Genomic DNA, 19,300 nt, shown 5'->3' with positions numbered 1-19,300 from the left:
GACAATGAAAAACACACAATATATAATTTTAGCACTACTAACAGTTTCATTTTTAGTTGTTGCTTGCGGAAATAAAGAAAGCCATAAGGAAGGTGATGGTCATTCCCATAACGAGGAACAAAAGATTGAAGAAAACGATGACCATAGCGAAGGCGAAGAAGTGATGCTTTCACAACAACAGTTTGAAGCTTTAAAAATGAAGATAGACACCATTGCATTGCGTAATATGAGTGGTTATGTAGAAGCAAATGGCACATTGGAAGTACCACCACAAAGTGAAGCAGCAATAACTTCTGTAGTTGGTGCAAATGTGTTATCCATAAAAGTGATTGAAGGAGACAAAGTGAATAAAGGTCAAATTGTGGCATATCTTTCACATCCAAATATTATTCAAATGCAAACCGATTATTTGAATGCTTTTAGCAATAGTAATTTTTTAAAGAAGAACTTTGAGCGTCAACAAAAATTATATGATGCAGGAGTTGGCTCTGGTGCAAATTTTCAAAAGGCCGAAGCCGAATATGATGCCTCTAAAGCTATGGTAAATGGATTGGAAGCGCAGTTGAAACTATTAAACATAAATACGTCATCAGTACGAAATGGAACAATTGCTCAAAGTATATCATTACGCAGTCCTATTGAAGGCTATGTGCAAAAGGTAGAAGTAAAAACAGGACAGTATGTTGAACCACAAACTGAACTCTTTGAAATTGTAAATACAGATCACGTTCACGCTGATTTAATGGTCTTTGAAAAAGATGTGTATAAAGTTAAGAAAGGTCAAAAAGTAAGCTTTAATATACAAACAATGCAAGATGAAGAATTAACAGCAGAAATCTATTCCGTAAGCAAAACATTTGAAGATGACCCTAAAGCAGTACACGTACACGCTGAAATTGAAAACAAGAAAGGTAACTTAATTCCTGGAATGTATATCCAAGGTAAAATTCAAGTAGAGAACACCAAAACAAAAGCACTTCCTGAAAGTGCGATAGTAAAAGAAGGTGATAGATTTTTCGTGTTTTCGGCAGAAAAAGAAAATGACGATTGGAGTTTTAAATCTATTGAAGTGCTTTTAGGAGCAAAAGATGGCAATTGGGTAGCTGTTCAATTTACTGAAGAACAAGATAAAATCACAAAATTCGCTTATAACAATGCGTATTATTTAATAGCCGAAATGAAAAAAGGCGAAGCAGAACACGAACATTAGATTATGCAAACCATAGAACAATTATTAGAGTTAAAAAATATTCGCGTTACGGCAATGCGTTTATTGATTTATAAGTTTCTTGCAGAGAAACAAGTAGCAGTAACATTAAGTGATATAGAAAATGCTTTTGAAAAAGCAGATAGAACTACATTGTACAGAACTATTAAAACATTCGAGGAAAAAGACATTGTACATCAAATAGATGATGGTACAGGTATTACCAAATATGCTTTATGTGAACAAGGTTGTAGTTGTGATATAAATAAAGATTTACACTTACATTTCCATTGTAACAATTGTAATGAAACCATTTGCTTAACAGACCATAAAATACCAAAAATTAAAGTGCCTGATGGCTTTGTTTCAGAAAATGTAAACTTGGTTGTAAAAGGTATATGTGATAAGTGTAGTGGATAACAAATGCACTTCCATTGCACTAACGATTGTACTACTTTTATTCAAAATTAATGGATATGAAGTTTAATACTAAAATACCTAAACCTCTTAAACAGGCTTATATAGAAGAATTAAAACAATACAGTTTCTGTTTAGAAAATAAGCAGTATAGTAATGCTTGGTATCATTTAGAACGCAGTCATATCATAGGGCAATCTTACCCAATAGAACATACCTATTCACATTGGTTAATGCTAAAGTTTGGATTTATGCAAAAAGATACTAAAGAAGTATTCGGCCAAATTATTAGGTTACTTGTTGGTGGTTGGAAATCATTTATTGACCACGTGCCACTTGGTAACACAGGCAGTGCAAACGTACCACCATTAAAATCTATGCCTATACCTAATGATATTAAAAATTTATTCAATTCAAAATGAAAAAAAAGAAAGTCAATTTAAGAGATTTAAAACCAAATTCAGAAGAGCAACATTCTCACGATGATGGTCATAATCACGGTAATGGAAGTGCATTTAAAACTTATGTGCCAGCAATTATAAGTTTTACGATGCTTATGATGGGTATAGGTTTAGATTATTTTGATGTTTCTTTTTTTAAGAATTGGACTCGTATTGTTTGGTACAGTATAGCATATTTGCCTGTAGGTTTTCCAGTAGTAAAAGAGGGTTGGAATAGTATTAAAAAGGGTGATATTTTTACAGAGTTCTTTTTAATGTCTATAGCTACTATTGGTGCGTTTATAATTGGTGAATATCCAGAGGGTGTAGCAGTAATGTTGTTTTATGCAGTAGGAGAATTATTTCAAAATGCAGCAGTAAATAGAGCAAAAGGAAATATTAAAGCATTATTGGATGTTAGACCAAATGAAGCTCTGGTATATCGCAACAATAATTATGTGTCTGTAAGTCCAGAAACGGTTGAAATTGGTGAAAAAGTGCAAGTACGTGTTGGAGAAAAAATCCCTTTAGATGGTATTCTACTTTCCGACAAAGGTTCATTCAACACAGCAGCATTAACAGGCGAAAGCAAACCTAATACGATTGTAAAAGACGAAAAAGTATTTGCAGGGAGCATTAATTTGGATGGAGTAATTGAAATAGAAACCACCAAAGAATTTAAAAATAGTTCCATAGCAAGAATTTTGGATATGGTACAGAATGCCACAGCTCGAAAGTCTAAAACAGAATTATTCATTAGACAATTTGCAAGAATTTACACGCCAATCGTTGTGTTATTAGCCATAGGTGTTACGTTTCTTCCATACTTTTTTGTGGATGATTATGTATTTAGAGATTGGTTGTATCGTGCCTTGATTTTTCTCGTGATTTCGTGTCCTTGTGCATTGGTAATTTCAATTCCGTTAGGCTACTTTGGCGGATTGGGAGCAGCTTCAAAAAACGGAATTTTATTTAAAGGCGCTTCGTTTCTCGATGCAATGACCAAAATAAATACGTTGGTTATGGATAAAACAGGAACTGTAACCAAAGGTGTTTTCAAGATTAAAGAAATTAAAGCAATTGGTTGGGAAGAAACCGAATTTATGAAATATTTGATGGCGATGGAAGAACAATCTACGCATCCAATCTCCAAAGCAATTTTAGAATATAAAGCAGACGGAGCAGATTTTGAGGCTACAGAAGTTTCAGAAATCGCTGGAAAAGGTTTGAAAGGTATTGTAAATGACAAAACCGTTTTAGTTGGAAATAAAGCCTTAATGACTTCTAATAATATTGATATACCATCTGAAACGGAATCTATTGTAGAATCTATCGTTTTAGTCGCTATCGATGGAAAATTTGCAGGTTATGTGGTTATTGCGGATGAATTGAAAGACGATGCAAAAGACACAATTATTAATTTACAAAAAATAGGCATAAAAAATATTATGATGCTTTCGGGAGACAAAGATTCCATAACTCAAAAAGTTGCTTCCGAATTAAACATTGAAAAAGCCAAAGGCGGATTATTGCCAGAAGATAAGCTAAATGAGGTTGAGCTTTTAAAGAAGAATCTCGAAAACAAAATTGCTTTCATTGGCGATGGAATTAACGATGCGCCAGTTTTGGCGGCAAGTGATGTCGGAATTGCAATGGGTGGTTTAGGTAGCGATGTCGCAATAGAAACAGCAGATGTCATCATCCAAACAGACCAACCTTCAAAAGTCGTGAGAGCAATTAAAATTAGTCGTTCTACACGAAAAATTGTATGGCAAAACATCATTTTAGCATTTGGTGTTAAGGTCATTGTTCTAATTTTAGGAGCAGGTGGTTTAGCAACAATGTGGGAAGCAGTTTTTGCCGATGTAGGAGTAGCATTATTAGCAATTTTAAATGCGGTTAGATTACAAAAAATGAATTGGAATTAACCTCTAAACTTCTGTTAAACAAAATCAATAGTTGTTAAAATTTTGTAACTTCGCAATTAATATGAAACAAGTATTCCATAGAATAATGTCTTTAGCAATGGCTTTTGTAGTGTTATGCTCTACAATGTCATTTACGCTCGGTATGCATTATTGTGGAGATACTTTGGTAGAAACTGCTATGTTCCATAAAGCTGAAGGATGCGGAATGGAAATGGATAATCCTTCAACTGAAGGTTGTTCTATTACAAAAAAGAATTGTTGTAATGATGAACAATTGGTAGTTGATGGTCAAGACGAACTACAATTACAAGTTGACAAAGTTTCTTTTGAACAACAAGTATTCATCGCTTCATTTGTTTATACCTATATTAACCTTTTTGAAGGTTTAGAAAACAATGTATCTTCTTTTGAAGAATACGAACCACCACTCGTCATAAAGGAAATCTTCAAGATTGACGAGACTTATTTAATTTGATTTTTAAACAATAGACTGTTTTATCCTATGACTTTATAATGTCATAAGGATAATTTGCTGTATTCGGTGTTTTCTTAACGCCAATGTCTAACTGTTTAATAATCAAATCATATGCTTAATAAAGCAATCAAATTTCTTATAGAGAATAAACTCGTTGCAGTTCTGCTACTTGCTCTTTTTGTTGGATGGGGAACTGTAAACGCACCTTTCAATTGGGATACTGGATTTTTACCAAGTAATCCTGTGGCTGTTGATGCCATCCCAGATATCGGAGAAAATCAACAAATTGTATTTACAAAGTGGGATGGTCGTTCGCCACAAGATATTGAAGACCAAATTACCTATCCATTAACCACATCCTTATTAGGTATTCCAGGAGTAAAAACCATTCGTAGTTCGTCTATGTTTGGGTTTTCAAGTATCTATATCATTTTCGAAGAAGATGTAGAATTCTATTGGAGTCGTAGTCGTATTCTAGAAAAACTAAACTCATTACCAAGTGGATTATTACCTGAAGGTGTTAATCCTGCTTTGGGTCCAGATGCAACAGGATTAGGACAAATATTCTGGTACACACTTGAAGGTCGTGATGAAAAAGGAAACGTGACTGGTGGTTGGGATTTACACGAATTGCGTAGCATTCAAGATTACTACGTAAAATATGCTTTATCTAGTGCAAGCGGTGTTTCTGAAGTTGCTTCTATTGGTGGTTATGTTCAAGAATATCAAGTAGATGTTAATCCAGAATTGATGCGTCAATATAGCATTAGCTTAAACCAGATTGTAAAAGCGGTTAAAAGTAGCAATCAAGATATTGGTGCGCAGACTTTAGAAATCAATCAAGCTGAATATTTAGTGCGTGGTTTGGGTTATGTGAAATCTGTTGAAGATATTGAAAATGCTGTAGTGACATCAGAAGATTTTACCTCAATTAAAATTAAAGACATAGGTAAAGTATCATTAGGTCCAGCAACACGAAGAGGTTTATTGGATAAGGAAGGTGCGGAAGTTGTTGGTGGTGTTGTAGTGGCAAGATATGGTGCTAATCCAATGGAGGTTATTAACAATGTAAAGGCGCAAATTGAGGAACTGAAAGGTGGATTACCTTCAAAAGTATTGGCAGATGGACGAACATCTCAATTAACAGTCGTTCCCTTCTATGACCGTACCGAGCTTATTGAAGAAACATTAGACACGCTTAATGAAGCATTGACACTAGAAATATTAATTACCATTTTGGTTATTATTGTGATGGTTTTCAATTTAAGAGCTTCTATTTTAATTTCTGGATTGTTGCCTGTTGCAGTCTTAATGGTTTTTGTTACGATGAAACTGTTTAACGTAGACGCCAATATTGTAGCACTTTCTGGTATTGCTATTGCTATTGGAACTATGGTAGATGTAGGCGTCATTCTCGCAGAAAATATGATTCGCCATCTCGATGATGACAAATTACGATTACGAGAAGACGGTACAGAGTTAACTACAAATGAAGTGGTTTATAATGCCACAGCCGAAGTTTCTGGAGCGATTTTAACTGCGGTATTAACCACAATTATCAGTTTTGTTCCTGTGTTTACAATGATTGGTGCAGAAGGAAAATTGTTTAGACCACTTGCATTTACCAAAACGATGGCGTTATCAGCATCTTTGGTTATTGCCTTATTTCTAATCCCGCCATTAGCAGCTTATTTATTCAGAAAAACATCACTTAAAAATTCTTTTAAGCATATTTTAAATGGTGCTTTAATAATTGCCGGAATCGCAATTATTGGTGTTGGATATTGGTTAGGGATAATTTTAATTGCTTTTGGTGTCACAGGTTTATTAGGAGTTTCGAGAAAACTCAACAAAAAGAATAGCAATCTTGTTAATATTATCATCTCATGTGCTGCTATTGTATTCTTACTTGCTGAATATTGGAGACCGCTAGGTTTTGACAGAAGTATCTTCATCAACTTAATTTTTGTCGCTATCATTTGCTTCGGAATTTTAGGAATATTTTCAATTTTCAGAAGGTATTATGGACAGATTTTAAACTGGGCTTTAGCCAACAAACTTTTGTTTTTAATGATACCAACTACCGTACTTATTTCTGGTATTTGGATAATGAACAATACTGGAAAAGAATTTATGCCATCTTTAAATGAAGGTTCATTTTTATTAATGCCAACCTCATTACCACATTCTGGTGTTGAAGAAAACAAAAGAGTGCTTCAACAATTAGATATGGCAGTAGCTACTATTCCAGAAATTGAAACCGTAGTTGGAAAAGCTGGTCGAACAGAATCAGCTTTAGACCCAGCACCTTTGTCGATGTATGAAAATATGATTCAGTACAAATCTGAATATATGCGAAATTCCGAAGGAAAAAGGCAACGTTATAAAGTTAATGAGGATGGTGCTTTTGAATTGAAAAATGGAACATTTATAGCTAACCCTAATAATTCCGAAAATGTTGTTTTTACAAAAGTTTTACATTCTCAACTTATCGAAGATAATGATGGAGAATACTACAGGAATTGGCGACCAGAAATACAATCACCAGAAGATATTTGGAATGAAATCGTTAAAGTTACCAAATTACCTGGCGTTACGTCTGCACCAAAATTACAGCCCATAGAAACCAGATTAGTTATGCTTCAAACAGGTATGCGAGCACCAATGGGAATAAAAGTAAAAGGACAAGATTTAAAACAAATCGAAGCGTTTGGTTTGCAATTAGAAAGTCTTTTAAAACAGGCAGAAGGTGTTAAGGTTGAAGCTGTTTTTGCAGATAGAATTGTTGGTAAACCGTATTTGCTCATTGATATTGATAGGGAAAAGATAGCACGTTATGGTGTGTCAATTGAAGATGTGCAAAACGTGCTAAAGTTTGCAATAGGTGGTATGGCTTTAACTCAAACGGTTGAAGGTAGAGAGCGTTATGCTGTTAGAGTACGTTATCCAAGAGAGTTGCGTGGTAATCCAAACGATATAAAAGGTATTTATATTCCTGTTGAAAAAGGAAGCCCTGTTCCATTAAGTGAGTTGGCGACTATTCAGTATGAACAAGGACCACAGGTAATTAAAAGTGAGGACACCTTTTTAGTTGGATACGTGTTGTTTGATAAATTAGATGGGTTTGCAGAAGTGGATGTTGTTGAAAATGCACAGGCATTGTTTCAGCAGAAAATAGATGCAGGAGAATTAACGGTTCCTAAAGGCATCAGTTATAAATTCACAGGAACTTACGAAAATCAGTTACGAGCAGAAAAAACATTGTCCGTTGTCGTTCCATTAGCACTTGCTATTATTTTCTTGATTCTGTATTTCCAGTTTAAATCTGTTACTACGTCACTAATGGTATTTACAGGAATAACGGTTGCATTTGCAGGTGGTTTTATAATGATATGGCTGTATGGTCAAGATTGGTTTTTTAATTTTAGTTTGTTTGGAGAAAATATGCGAGACCTTTTCAATATGAAAACCATCAATTTAAGTGTAGCGGTTTGGGTAGGTTTTATAGCATTATTTGGGATTGCAACAGATGATGGTGTCGTTATGGCAACATACCTCACGCAAACTTTTGAGCGAGAAAAACCTTCGGATAAAAAGAGCATTAGAACTTCCGCTTTACAAGCAGCCGAAAAACGTATTCGTCCGTGTTTAATGACTACGGTAACTACCATTTTGGCGCTGTTGCCAGTATTGACATCCACAGGAAAAGGAAGTGATATTATGATACCTATGGCAATTCCAATATTTGGAGGGATGGTTATAGACATTACCTCTTACTTTATTGTACCAGTATTATATAGCTGGAGAGAAGAGTTTAAATTGAAAAGAGCAAACAAATGAAAAGAATAATTTATACACTCATAGGTTTATTAACTTTTAGTGTCTCAAATGCACAAGAATTAGAAGTACTTATTAATGAAGCATTAAATAATAATCCTGTAATTCAAAAATTTGAATTACAGTATCGCATTGCTTCCGAAAAAGTGAATGAAGTCAATACCATTCCTAATACCGAATTTAGCGTGGGTTACTTCGTAAGCGAACCAGAAACCAGAACAGGAGCGCAACGTTTTAAAGTATCGGCAAAACAAATGTTACCGTGGTTTGGTACAATTGCTTCACGAGAAAATTATGTGAGTGCTTTGGCAGATGCTAAATACGAAGACATTGTTGTAGCTAAAAGAAAATTGATGGCTTCTGTAGCACAATCCTATTATTATCTTTACGCTAATAAAGCAAAACAAGAGGTTTTAAGCGAGAATATTAAACTATTGGAAACCTACGAAACGCTAGCATTAACCTCGGTTGAAGTTGGCAAAGCTTCAGCTGTAGATGTGTTACGATTGCAAATGCGTCAAAATGAAATGCAACAACTAAAAGATGTTTTAAGTCAACAGTTTTTAGCAGAACAAACTAATTTCAATAAGCTTTTGAACAGGAAAAATGATACTGCTGTTAGTGTGGTAGATGGTTTAATGATGCCTTCAGAAGACTTTGAAATCACTACTAAAAATTTAGCCTTACACCCTGAATTGTTAAAGTATGATAAACTATATCAATCCATAGAACAATCCGAATTACTAAACCAAAAAGAAAGCAGTCCTATGATTGGTTTTGGCTTGGATTATATCAATATTTCCGAAAGACCAGATATGAATTTCTCTGATAACGGTAAAGATATTGTAATGCCAATGGTTTCGGTGTCCATCCCAATATTCAATAAGAAATACAAATCTCAAACCAAGCAAAATAAGTTGCAACAACAGGAAATTACGGCTCAAAAACAAGAACGATTAAACACTTTGGAAACGCTTTTAAGTAAAGCAATTAATGAGCGTATTTCGACAAGAATAAGTTATGAGACTCAAACCAAGAACTTAAAACAAGCCAAAGATGCTGAAAACATTTTAATCAAAAGCTACGAAACAGGAACGATAGATTTTAATGATGTTTTGGATATTCAAGAACTACAATTAAAGTTTCAAATGAACCAAATAGAATCTGTGAAGACCTACTATGTTCAGAGTACTATAATTAATTATTTAATACAATAGTAATGAAACATACATATCACATACACGGAATGACGTGCAACGGTTGTCGTACTCACGTAGAAGAAACACTTTCTAAAGTGGAAGGTGTTTCAAAAGCAACAGTCAATTTAGAAAAGGCAGAAGCTACAATCGAAATGGAATTGCATATTCCTATAGAAACATTTCAAGAAGCCTTAAAAAATGATGGTGGATACAGTATTCATAAACAAGGTGAACATCATCACCATTTAGAAGATAAAACAGAAAAAACATCAAAAGGCAAAGGCACAGGTACATTTTATTGCCCAATGCATTGCGAAGGTGATAAAACCTACGATAAATCAGGCGATTGTCCTGTTTGCGGAATGGATTTGGTTGAAGAACAAAATCTATCGACAGCTTCAACAGAACAATGGACGTGTCCAATGCATCCAGAAATTGTAAAAGATGAAGCAGGTTCGTGTCCTATTTGCGGTATGGATTTAGTACCAATGCAACCAGATGTTTCAGCAGAAGAAAAGACCTATAAAAAATTATTGAAGAAGTTTTGGATAGCAACTGCATTCACATTACCAATATTCTTAATGGCTATGAGCGAAATGCTCAATAACAATCCATTGTACGATATAATGGAACAGAAATATTGGAATTGGATTCAGTTTGCATTATCTATTCCAGTTGTATTTTATGCGACTTGGATGTTCTTTGAGCGTGCTTATAGAAGTATAAAAACGTGGAATCTCAATATGTTCACACTTATTGGAATCGGTGCAGGTGTGGCTTGGTTATTTAGTGTGTTTGGGATGTTATTTCCAGATGTGTTTCCAGCACAGTTTAAAACTGAATCAGGTGCAGTACACGTCTATTTTGAAGCAGCAACGGTTATTCTAACCTTGGTGCTTTTAGGACAGTTGTTAGAAGCGCGAGCACACAGTAAAACCAATTCCGCAGTAAAAGAGTTACTAAAGTTAACACCTAATAAAGCCATAAAAATAATTGATGATGAAGAAATTGAAGTCAGTATAGATAAGATAGAATTAAATGATATTCTAAAAGTAAAACCAGGTGATAAAATTCCTGTAGATGGTGTAATAACAGAAGGAGAAACAACCATTGATGAATCTATGATAACAGGAGAACCTATTCCTGTAAATAAATCACAAGACGATAAAGTAAGTAGCGGAACCATTAATGGGAATCAATCATTCTTGATGAAAGCGGAAAAAGTAGGAAGTGATACCTTACTCTCACAAATCATACATATGGTTAATGATGCCAGTAGAAGTCGCGCACCTATTCAGAATTTAGCAGATAAGGTATCAGGTTATTTTGTGCCAGTTGTAGTTCTTATTTCTATTATCACATTTATGGTTTGGGCAATTTGGGGACCAGAACCTGTTTATGTATATGCGTTTGTGAATGCAATTGCAGTTTTAATCATTGCGTGTCCTTGTGCTTTAGGTTTAGCAACACCTATGTCTGTAATGGTTGGTGTGGGTAAAGGTGCTCAAAATGGTGTATTAATTAAAAATGCCGAAGCTCTCGAAAAAATGGATAAGGTAAATACACTTATAGTTGATAAAACAGGAACTATTACAGAAGGAAAACCAACGGTAGAAACAGTAGGTGCTTTTAGTGATACTTTAAACAAAAATGAACTACTTCAATACATTGTTTCATTAAATGCCAATAGTGAACATCCTTTGGCAGAAGCGACAGTTAAATATGGAAAGGAACATAACGCTGAAAGAATAAAATCTAAAAACTTTAGTGCTGTCACAGGAAAAGGTGTTGAAGCTATAATAAATGATAAAAAAGTGGCTTTAGGGAATCCTAAAATGATGGAATATGCCAAAGCAGATATTACTTCTACAATGAAAGACGAAGCTAAATCTTACCAAAAACAGGGTAAAACAGTTTCTTATTTATCATTAGATGAAACCGTTGTTGGGTATGTAGTTATAGGCGATATAATAAAAGAAACAAGTGCCAAAGCGATTAAAGTACTTCAAGATAAAGGTATTGATGTAATAATGCTAACAGGCGATAATCACGATACAGCACAAGCAGTAGCATCAGAGCTTAATCTTGCAGATTTTAAAGCCAGTATGTTACCAGAAGATAAACTCAAAGAAGTAGAGAAACTGCAAGAAAATGGAAAAGTGGTTGCTATGGCAGGTGATGGTATTAATGATGCACCAGCATTGGCAAAAAGTGATGTAGGTATTGCAATGGGAACAGGAACAGATGTAGCGATAGAAAGTGCAATGATAACCCTGGTAAAAGGTGATTTACACGGCATAGTAAAGGCTAAAAATTTAAGTCATTCCGTAATGAAGAACATAAAGCAAAATCTATTTTTTGCACTTATTTATAACACATTAGGATTACCTATTGCAGCAGGCGTATTATTCCCATTTTTTGGCATTTTATTGTCGCCAATGATAGCAGCATTAGCAATGAGTTTTAGTTCTGTTTCGGTAATAGCAAATGCTTTAAGATTAAGAAAAATTAAAATTTAACTATAAAATCAAACTAATTATGGAAAATTCAAAAGAACACACAAACAAAGGAAACTATAAAACATTTTTTTTAATGTTAGGGTTATCATTTATAGCTATGTATATAACAATGTACTTAAATACATATTCCATAGACCACGTATGGTTTAGCTTAACACGTTTCTATATGACGTGTTTGGGTATTTCAACAATGGCAGTCATAATGTGGTTTTTTATGCGAAAAATGTATAACGACAAAAAAAAGAATATAGCAATACTTGCAGGTAGTTTTATTCTCTTTGTAAGTGCATTAGGATTAGTAAGAACACAAGCACCAATTATTGGTGATGTCCTTTGGATGAAAGCAATGATACCGCACCATTCCATCGCAATATTAACAAGTGAAAGAGCGGATATAAAAGACCCAGAAGTTAAAAAATTAGCAGATGATATAATAAAAGCACAAAAGAAGGAAATAGAAGAAATGAAAGCAATGATAAAACGATTAGAAAATGAAAAATAATAAAATAGTGATATATATAGGCTTAGTTACTATAGGTCTATTGTTGGGGTGGTTACTTTTTAGTGGTTCATCAAACGAACAGACAGGACATAATCACGACGAGCTTGCAGAAACCAATCAAATGTGGACGTGTTCTATGCATCCACAAATTATGCAACCAGAACCAGGTGATTGTCCTATTTGTGGGATGGACTTAATTCCTGCCGAAAGTGGAAGTGATGGTCTGTTAGCAGACCAATTCAAGTTAACCGAAAATGCGATGGCTTTAGCCAATATTCAAACAACTGTTGTAGGTAAAGGAAATGTTGATGGCAACACCCTTAAATTATCTGGTAAAATTGCTGAAAATGAAGAGGCAAACGCAGTACAAGTCAGTTATTTTTCGGGTAGAATAGAACGTTTGAATGTTAGTTTTACAGGCGAAGAAGTTCGTAAAGGTCAATTATTAGCAACCATTTATTCGCCAGAATTGTATGCAGCACAGCAAGAGTTAATTACGGCATCATCTTTAAAGGAATCCCAACCTGAATTATATAAGGCAGTTCGTAATAAATTGAAGTTGTGGAAGCTTTCTGTAAGTCAAATCAATCAAATTGAAGAAACCCAAAAAGTAAAAGAAAACTTTCCAGTTTATGCAACAGTTTCAGGAACAGTTACCGAAAAATTAGTAGAACAAGGCGACTACATCAAACAAGGTCAACCATTGCTTAAAATTGCAAATCTCAATACGGTTTGGGCAAACTTTGATGTCTATGAAAATCAAATTGATTTATTTAAAAAGGGACAAGAAGTTTTAGTGACTACAAACGCTTATGCTAATAAGGAATTTAAAGGGAAAGTAGATTTCATTGAACCAATTTTAAATACTAAAACAAGAACAGTAACCTTACGTGTGGTGCTTAATAACAAAAACGATGTATTTAAACCAGGAATGTTTGTAACCGCAAATATTGAACGAGTTTCAAGTAGTAATGATGCGGTATTAACAATCCCTGCATCTGCTGTACTTTGGACAGGTAAACGTTCTGTGGTCTATTTAAAAACCAATCCAGACCAAACCATTTTTGAAATGCGTGAAGTTGTTTTAGGGAACCAAATTGGTAATGAATATGAAGTTTTAGAAGGTTTATTTATTGGAAATGAAATCGTGACTAACGGCACATTTACAGTAGATGCAGCAGCCCAATTACAAGGTAAAAAATCAATGATGAATAAGAATGGTGGCAAAGTAATGACAGGTCACGAAGGACATTTAGGTATGGATAATAAGGCATTAAAAGAAGAGAACGACCATACCAATATGAATGAACGTTTGGAAGTGTCAGAAAAATTTCAAGAACAATTAAAAGTTGTTTACAATGATTATATCAATTTAAAAGATGCTTTAGTCAATGAGGATTCTAAAACTGTAATGACAATATCAAATAGCTTATTGGATAATATATCCAAAGTATATATGAAGTTACTAAAAGATGAAGCACATACACATTGGGTGTCATTGGAAAAAGAAGTAAAAATTGCTGCGACATCTATTTCCAAAACATCAGATATAAAGGAGCAAAGAGTTCATTTCAAAGATCTATCATCACAATTAATAAATGCAGTACAACTGTTCGGTATTAATGAAAAAGTGTATGTGAAGTTTTGTCCGATGGCAGAAAACAACAATGGCGCTTATTGGTTGAGTAAAGAAGAAAAAGTAATCAATCCCTATTTTGGTAGCACCATGTTAACCTGCGGAGAAGTAAAACAAGTCATAGAATAATAATAAATCAAATAATAACAATTAAATTTTAAAAAAATGAATAAAGTAATTTTAAGTGTAGCTATAATAATGGCTATAGGATTAACAAGTTGCAAAAATGAAATTAAAAAGGAAGCTGAAACATCAACTACTGAAATGTCCAAAGAAATCGCAATGACAGATTTATCTTTTGGCGTAAGAGGCAATTGTGGTATGTGTAAAAACACCATTGAAAAAGCAGCCCATAGTGTTGTAGGTGTTACTGCTGCAAACTGGGATAAAGACAAAAAGAAGATTGATGTTTCTTTTGATGATACCAAAACAGATGCTATGACAATTCACAAAGCTATTGCAGCTTCAGGATATGATACCGAAAAAGTTGCAGGTAGTGAAGAAGCTTATGATGGTTTACCAGGTTGTTGTCAATACGACCACGAAATGATGATGAATCAATAAAATTTGAAATGTTTACAGGCTGTTTGAAAATGACAAAATCATTTTTATTGACAGCCTTTTTTTTAATAATTTTTATAAATTAAAAGTTCAATATCTCACAACTTAACTTCTTTAATATCCCTTTAGATTTCAACACTACATTTGTCCTGTAAAAATTGAAACTAATGATAAAACAAACGCTTACAATACTTATACTATTTATTTCTCTCCTTGTAAACGCACAAGAAACAATTACTATTACTGGTCAAATTATAGACCAAGAAACTCAAGAAACTTTGCCTTTTGTCAGTATTTCTGTAAATGATGAAGCTACTAATGCCATAGTTACAGGAACCATTAGCGATGATAATGGACGATTTGAAATCAAGGATTTAAAAACAGGAAAGTACATCATAAATATTACCTATTTGGGTTTTGAAACGATACAACGAAAAATTGCTTCAGGTGGATTAAACCCAATTTTCGATTTAGGTAAAATAGAACTAAAATCCTCTGCTGAAGCTTTAGATGAAGTAACCATTGAAGCAAAACGAGCGACTGTAAATTCAGCATTGGATAAAAAGTCTTTTAGTCTTACTGATAATGTGGCGCAGTCTGGTGGTTCTGTGGTGGATGCTATGAAAACAATGCCAGGTGTTGCTTTCGACCAAGAAGGAAAAGTGGTGTTGCGTGGTAGTGATAAAGTAGTGGTTTTAATAGACGGTAAACAATCGAGTCTTACAGGTTTTGGTAACCAAAAAGGATTAAGTAATATTCCGGCATCTAATATTGAACGTATTGAAATCATCAACAATCCATCCGCAAAATACGATGCTAACGGTTTTGCAGGTATTGTAAATATCATTTATAAAAAGGAAAAGCAAACAGGTTTAAATGGAGACGTGGGTTTGTCGTTCGGTTTGGGTGCGTTATCTAAACGAAAACAAGATACACCAACGGATTATGGTAGTTTTTCAGTTAACCCTAAACTGATTCCAAGTTTAAACCTTAATTACAGAACAGATAAACTTAACTATTTTCTACAATCCGAATTCATCATTCAAGAAGCTTTACCTAATAACGAGTTTACAACAAGAAATTACGATGATGGTCGTAATATCATTTCGCAAGTTCCTGAAAATAGAAGACAGTTTCGTTCCATAATTACAGGTGGCGTAGATTGGGAATTAAGTGAGAATGATGCCATTACATTTTCAGGAATGTTTGATAGGGAAAAGCATATTGATACCTCACAAGTTGTTTTTATCAATTTAGATAATAACGTTCGTAATCGTTTATACACTTGGAAAGAAGAAGAAATTACAAGCTTTATAAACGTCGCAGCTAATTATAAACATAATTTTCCGCAAGCAGGTCATTCGCTATCTGCAAATGCGCAATATACACGAGGTTTAGAAGATGAAAGTTATTTCTTGAACGATAGTTCTGCGGTTCGTGTTGGCAGAGATATGACCAATATTAGGGCTATTGAGCACACCACAAGCTTGTCAACAGATTATGCACGAGCCTTAAGTAGCGGTAAAATTGAAGCTGGAGCAAAAGTGAGATTCAGAAATTTACCTGTGGACTACACGATTAATCGAGGGAATGAATCTATTATTTATCCAGATTTAGGCAGTTTTTTAATATGGAAGGAAAATCTTTATGCCTTCTACGGAAACTATCTTTTGGAAAAGGAACTTTTTGATGTGGAAGCAGGATTGCGTGCAGAACAAACCGATGTGTCTTATGTACTAGACCCACAAAACGCCTATTATCCAAGTAATGATAAGTATGATTATTTTGAATTATTTCCAAGTCTACGATTTACGTATAAATTGAATGATAAAAACAAACTTTCGCTATTTTACAATCGTCGAGTGGATAGACCAGGCGAACCCGAATTGCGCATCTTTCCAAAATATGATGACCCAGAATTATTAAAAGTTGGAAACCCGTATTTACGTCCGCAGTTTACAAATAGCGTAGAAGCAGCACATCGCTATAATTGGGGTTCTGGTTCATTATTTTCAGCCATTTATCACAGACAAATTAAAGGTGCTTATCAACGCATTTTTAGTGTAGATAATAGCAATCCAGATTACGATATTGTTAACCGAATTTATCAAAATACAGGAGAAAGCACCAACACAGGTATCGAGTTATTATTCAGTCAAGACTTAACTGAAAACTGGAAATTAACAGCGAGTACTAATATTTACCGAAATAGTATTAATGCTTTTGAGGGTACATTGTTATTTCCATTTGTAAGACCATTTAGTATTGCCAAATCTTCAGATACAGCAGGAGATTTTAAAATTTCAAATTCTTTTACATTACCTTATGAAATTGAAGCACAAGTTACCGGACTTTATTATTCAAAACGAAATATTCCACAAGGCGAAGAGTTGGCACGTTCTTCAGTAGATTTAGGTTTAAAAAAATCCATTTGGGATAAAAAAGGAGAAATCACATTATCTGCAAGTGATTTATTCAACAACTTCGGATTAAGGCAACGTATCAAAGGAGAAGGTTTTACTGCACTTTACGAGAACTATTACGAAACCCAAATTGTAAGGTTGGGGATGAAGTATAAGTTTTAATATTGATAGAAGGCATCTTAAGCTTTTCTTTAAAATCAAATATTACTTTTATAATAGAAGACCTGTAAAAGAAAGTAAACATATATAATTAAGTAGGTTTTCTTTTTCTAACAGGCATAACTAAATTATGAGACTTATGGAAACTAAATTAAATAAGGTAGCAGAAATAACATCCTTATTTTGGTTGATGAAAATCGTGGCAACAACGTTAGGCGAAACATTGGGAGATTTTATTGCTCAAACTTTAAGCTTAGGATATTCTATTGGTATTTTAATTACGTTATTATTTTTTGTTATTGTGCTGTGCATTCAGTTATATTTAAAAAAATATGTACCATTATACTTTTGGCTTGTTATAATTGCTACTACAACATTAGGAACAGAGATTTCTGATTTTATGGATAGAAGCCTTGGTCTAGGTTATACTTATGGCAGTTTAGTATTAGCTATGGGGTTATTTGCTACACTTTCATTTTGGTACGTAGAATATAAAAATTTAGAAGTTTATCCTATTATAAATAAAAAAAAGGAATTGTTTTTTTGGACAGCAGTACTGTTCTCAAACAGTTTAGGTACAGCTTTTGGAGACTATTTAAGTGACGAAATTGGTTTAAGCTATTTAATTGGAGCGTTAGTTACTGCATCCATAATAGCATTAGTAATCTTGTTGCACTATTTTACAAGAGTGAATCAAATACTATTATTCTGGATTGCATTTGTATTTACACGTCCATTTGGTGCAACTTTTGGCGACTTTCTTACCAAACCGTTAAACAAAGGTGGTTTAGATTTAGGAACATTGCCAGCATCTATTGTTTCGGTAGTATTAATTGCCATATTTATTTATATCACTCATTTACAACATCAAAATAAATTATTAAAAGAAGGTCTTTAGATTTCCTTAAAATATTCTTTAGAATTAGATATTACTTTTAGATTATTATTAATTTAAAAAAAGATAAAAAATGAAAACATTAAAAGTAATATTAGGCATTTTTTTAGTAACAATATTATTTGCTTTTACTTCTAGAGGAGACAAAGCACCACAAAAAGTAAAAGACGCTTTTGCGAAGAAATTTCCAACAGCTAAAAAAGTGAAATGGGAAAAAGAAAACACTACCGAATGGGAAGCTGAGTTTAAAATGAATAAGGTTGAATATTCAGCAAACTTTCTAGAAGATGGCACGTGGAAAGAGACAGAGCATGAGATTGATGAAAACGATATTCCTCAAAATGTGAAGGCTGCATTAGCTTCATCATTTCCAGGATATGAAATGGAAGAGGCAGAAATCTCAGAAACCCAAAACGGAACAGTCTATGAATTTGAAATTGAAAAGGACGAAACTGAAATTGAAGTAGCCATAGACGCAAACGGTAAAGTGGTAAAGCAAGAAGTTAAAAATTGATTAAAAGAGAAAGGGATACTTCAGATATAAAATGAAATATCCCTTTTATATCAAAAGGTTTTTTTAAAATATACTCCATAGTGATTTTTATCTATTTTTGGATATAAGTTAATTCCTTTTACTTTTTTAAAGGGGTTCCATTTAATTATAGGATCAAATAAATATACTAATTCCGTTACCAATATTCCAATACCCGCACTAACTATTACATCACTAAACCAATGTGAATTGTTTGCAATTCTTAATCCTCCTGTGGCTGTCGCAAGAGCATAGCCACTATATGCCAAATAAGGAGATGAATCTTTAAATTCTTGATATAGAACCCCTGCATTTGTAAAGGCAAAGGATGTGTGTCCTGACGGAAATGATTGCAAGTCTTCTTCGCCTTTTGGCCTAGCTTTCATTGTCCAGTTTTTTAACCTGAATGTTATGAAGTCGGAAATTATGATTGAGATAGTCAAATTCTTTGATTGATCAAACCAGTGATTTTTAGATTTTATTCCAAAAGCATCTGCAGCATACATTTCTAAGATAGGAGCATACCTTAAATAATCATCAACATTGGTTTTAAAATTGTTACCAACTAAA

General features: G+C 33.7%; 15 protein-coding genes. 14 read left to right on the top strand and 1 reads right to left on the bottom strand.

Annotated elements, in window-relative coordinates; translation table 11 throughout:
• The first annotated feature begins 4 nt into the window (after window positions 1-4).
• The 14 genes from KLA_RS02680 (at window position 5) to KLA_RS02615 (ending at window position 18,712) form a co-directional block, all read left to right on the top strand.
• Window positions 5-1,210: an efflux RND transporter periplasmic adaptor subunit gene (locus KLA_RS02680; RefSeq protein WP_034643576.1), complete on the top strand. Its 1,206-nt coding sequence runs from the start codon at window positions 5-7 to the stop codon at window positions 1,208-1,210.
• A 3-nt stretch (window positions 1,211-1,213) separates the two neighbouring features.
• A complete protein-coding gene (locus tag KLA_RS02675; protein ID WP_028283530.1) occupies window positions 1,214-1,627 on the top strand; it encodes a Fur family transcriptional regulator in 414 nt (137 codons plus the stop codon).
• Between the two features lie 56 nt (window positions 1,628-1,683).
• On the top strand, window positions 1,684-2,046 hold the full coding sequence (locus KLA_RS02670; RefSeq protein WP_034643927.1) for a DUF3703 domain-containing protein: 363 nt from the start codon (window positions 1,684-1,686) through the stop codon (window positions 2,044-2,046).
• The gene (locus KLA_RS02665) at window positions 2,043-3,992 is read left to right on the top strand and encodes a heavy metal translocating P-type ATPase (protein ID WP_034643569.1); all 1,950 of its coding nucleotides are present in this window, start codon (window positions 2,043-2,045) and stop codon (window positions 3,990-3,992) included. Before KLA_RS02670 ends, KLA_RS02665 begins: the two co-directional genes overlap by 4 nt.
• A gap of 61 nt (window positions 3,993-4,053) precedes the next feature.
• Window positions 4,054-4,467 carry an HYC_CC_PP family protein gene (locus tag KLA_RS02660; RefSeq protein WP_083653595.1) on the top strand — a complete coding sequence of 138 codons (414 nt, stop codon included), beginning with the start codon at window positions 4,054-4,056 and terminating at the stop codon, window positions 4,465-4,467.
• Window positions 4,468-4,578: 111 nt separating this feature from the next.
• Window positions 4,579-8,307: an efflux RND transporter permease subunit gene (locus KLA_RS02655; protein ID WP_034643566.1), complete on the top strand. Its 3,729-nt coding sequence runs from the start codon at window positions 4,579-4,581 to the stop codon at window positions 8,305-8,307.
• Window positions 8,304-9,521 carry a TolC family protein gene (locus tag KLA_RS02650; RefSeq protein ID WP_034643563.1) on the top strand — a complete coding sequence of 406 codons (1,218 nt, stop codon included), beginning with the start codon at window positions 8,304-8,306 and terminating at the stop codon, window positions 9,519-9,521. Before KLA_RS02655 ends, KLA_RS02650 begins: the two co-directional genes overlap by 4 nt.
• Before the next feature lie 2 nt (window positions 9,522-9,523).
• Window positions 9,524-12,022 (top strand): heavy metal translocating P-type ATPase, encoded by a 2,499-nt coding sequence (locus KLA_RS02645; RefSeq protein ID WP_034643561.1) that lies wholly within the window; start codon window positions 9,524-9,526, stop codon window positions 12,020-12,022.
• A gap of 19 nt (window positions 12,023-12,041) precedes the next feature.
• Complete coding sequence (locus KLA_RS02640; protein ID WP_034643558.1) at window positions 12,042-12,524, top strand: DUF305 domain-containing protein; 483 nt, start codon at window positions 12,042-12,044, stop codon at window positions 12,522-12,524.
• Window positions 12,514-14,289 (top strand): efflux RND transporter periplasmic adaptor subunit, encoded by a 1,776-nt coding sequence (locus KLA_RS02635; RefSeq protein ID WP_034643556.1) that lies wholly within the window; start codon window positions 12,514-12,516, stop codon window positions 14,287-14,289. The genes KLA_RS02640 and KLA_RS02635 overlap by 11 nt, the downstream gene beginning before the upstream one ends.
• Window positions 14,290-14,325: 36 nt before the next feature.
• On the top strand, window positions 14,326-14,724 hold the full coding sequence (locus tag KLA_RS02630) for a heavy-metal-associated domain-containing protein (RefSeq protein ID WP_034643553.1): 399 nt from the start codon (window positions 14,326-14,328) through the stop codon (window positions 14,722-14,724).
• Between the two features lie 164 nt (window positions 14,725-14,888).
• Window positions 14,889-17,306 carry a TonB-dependent receptor domain-containing protein gene (locus KLA_RS02625; RefSeq protein WP_034643549.1) on the top strand — a complete coding sequence of 806 codons (2,418 nt, stop codon included), beginning with the start codon at window positions 14,889-14,891 and terminating at the stop codon, window positions 17,304-17,306.
• 136 nt (window positions 17,307-17,442) lie between these two features.
• Complete coding sequence (locus KLA_RS02620; RefSeq protein ID WP_034643545.1) at window positions 17,443-18,201, top strand: membrane protein; 759 nt, start codon at window positions 17,443-17,445, stop codon at window positions 18,199-18,201.
• Window positions 18,202-18,271: 70 nt separating this feature from the next.
• On the top strand, window positions 18,272-18,712 hold the full coding sequence (locus KLA_RS02615) for a PepSY domain-containing protein (protein WP_034643541.1): 441 nt from the start codon (window positions 18,272-18,274) through the stop codon (window positions 18,710-18,712).
• Between the two features lie 50 nt (window positions 18,713-18,762).
• Here the strand turns inward: KLA_RS02615 and KLA_RS17930 are convergent, their stop codons facing one another.
• Window positions 18,763-19,116, bottom strand: coding sequence for a phosphatase PAP2 family protein (locus tag KLA_RS17930; protein WP_161633450.1), 354 nt, complete (start codon window positions 19,114-19,116; stop codon window positions 18,763-18,765).
• Window positions 19,117-19,300: the final 184 nt, after the last annotated feature.

This window comes from Cellulophaga geojensis KL-A (genome assembly GCF_000568425.1).
Lineage (GTDB): Bacteria > Bacteroidota > Bacteroidia > Flavobacteriales > Flavobacteriaceae > Cellulophaga > Cellulophaga lytica.
Note: the sequence above shows the minus strand (reverse complement) of the source record. Positions and strands in the feature narration are given on the sequence as shown.

What these genes read in the sequence shown, in the direction of transcription:
- KLA_RS02670 (WP_034643927.1), top strand. Translation starts at nt 1,684, where the DNA reads ATGAAGTTTAATACTAAAATACCTAAACCTCTTAAACAGGCTTATATA.
- KLA_RS02660 (WP_083653595.1), top strand. Translation starts at nt 4,054, where the DNA reads ATGAAACAAGTATTCCATAGAATAATGTCTTTAGCAATGGCTTTTGTA.
- KLA_RS02615 (WP_034643541.1), top strand. Translation starts at nt 18,272, where the DNA reads ATGAAAACATTAAAAGTAATATTAGGCATTTTTTTAGTAACAATATTA.
- KLA_RS02625 (WP_034643549.1), top strand. Translation starts at nt 14,889, where the DNA reads ATGATAAAACAAACGCTTACAATACTTATACTATTTATTTCTCTCCTT.
- KLA_RS02665 (WP_034643569.1), top strand. Translation starts at nt 2,043, where the DNA reads ATGAAAAAAAAGAAAGTCAATTTAAGAGATTTAAAACCAAATTCAGAA.
- KLA_RS17930 (WP_161633450.1), bottom strand. Translation starts at nt 19,116, where the DNA reads ATGAAAGCTAGGCCAAAAGGCGAAGAAGACTTGCAATCATTTCCGTCA.
- KLA_RS02630 (WP_034643553.1), top strand. Translation starts at nt 14,326, where the DNA reads ATGAATAAAGTAATTTTAAGTGTAGCTATAATAATGGCTATAGGATTA.
- KLA_RS02650 (WP_034643563.1), top strand. Translation starts at nt 8,304, where the DNA reads ATGAAAAGAATAATTTATACACTCATAGGTTTATTAACTTTTAGTGTC.
- KLA_RS02645 (WP_034643561.1), top strand. Translation starts at nt 9,524, where the DNA reads ATGAAACATACATATCACATACACGGAATGACGTGCAACGGTTGTCGT.
- KLA_RS02675 (WP_028283530.1), top strand. Translation starts at nt 1,214, where the DNA reads ATGCAAACCATAGAACAATTATTAGAGTTAAAAAATATTCGCGTTACG.
- KLA_RS02635 (WP_034643556.1), top strand. Translation starts at nt 12,514, where the DNA reads ATGAAAAATAATAAAATAGTGATATATATAGGCTTAGTTACTATAGGT.
- KLA_RS02655 (WP_034643566.1), top strand. Translation starts at nt 4,579, where the DNA reads ATGCTTAATAAAGCAATCAAATTTCTTATAGAGAATAAACTCGTTGCA.
- KLA_RS02640 (WP_034643558.1), top strand. Translation starts at nt 12,042, where the DNA reads ATGGAAAATTCAAAAGAACACACAAACAAAGGAAACTATAAAACATTT.
- KLA_RS02620 (WP_034643545.1), top strand. Translation starts at nt 17,443, where the DNA reads ATGGAAACTAAATTAAATAAGGTAGCAGAAATAACATCCTTATTTTGG.
- KLA_RS02680 (WP_034643576.1), top strand. Translation starts at nt 5, where the DNA reads ATGAAAAACACACAATATATAATTTTAGCACTACTAACAGTTTCATTT.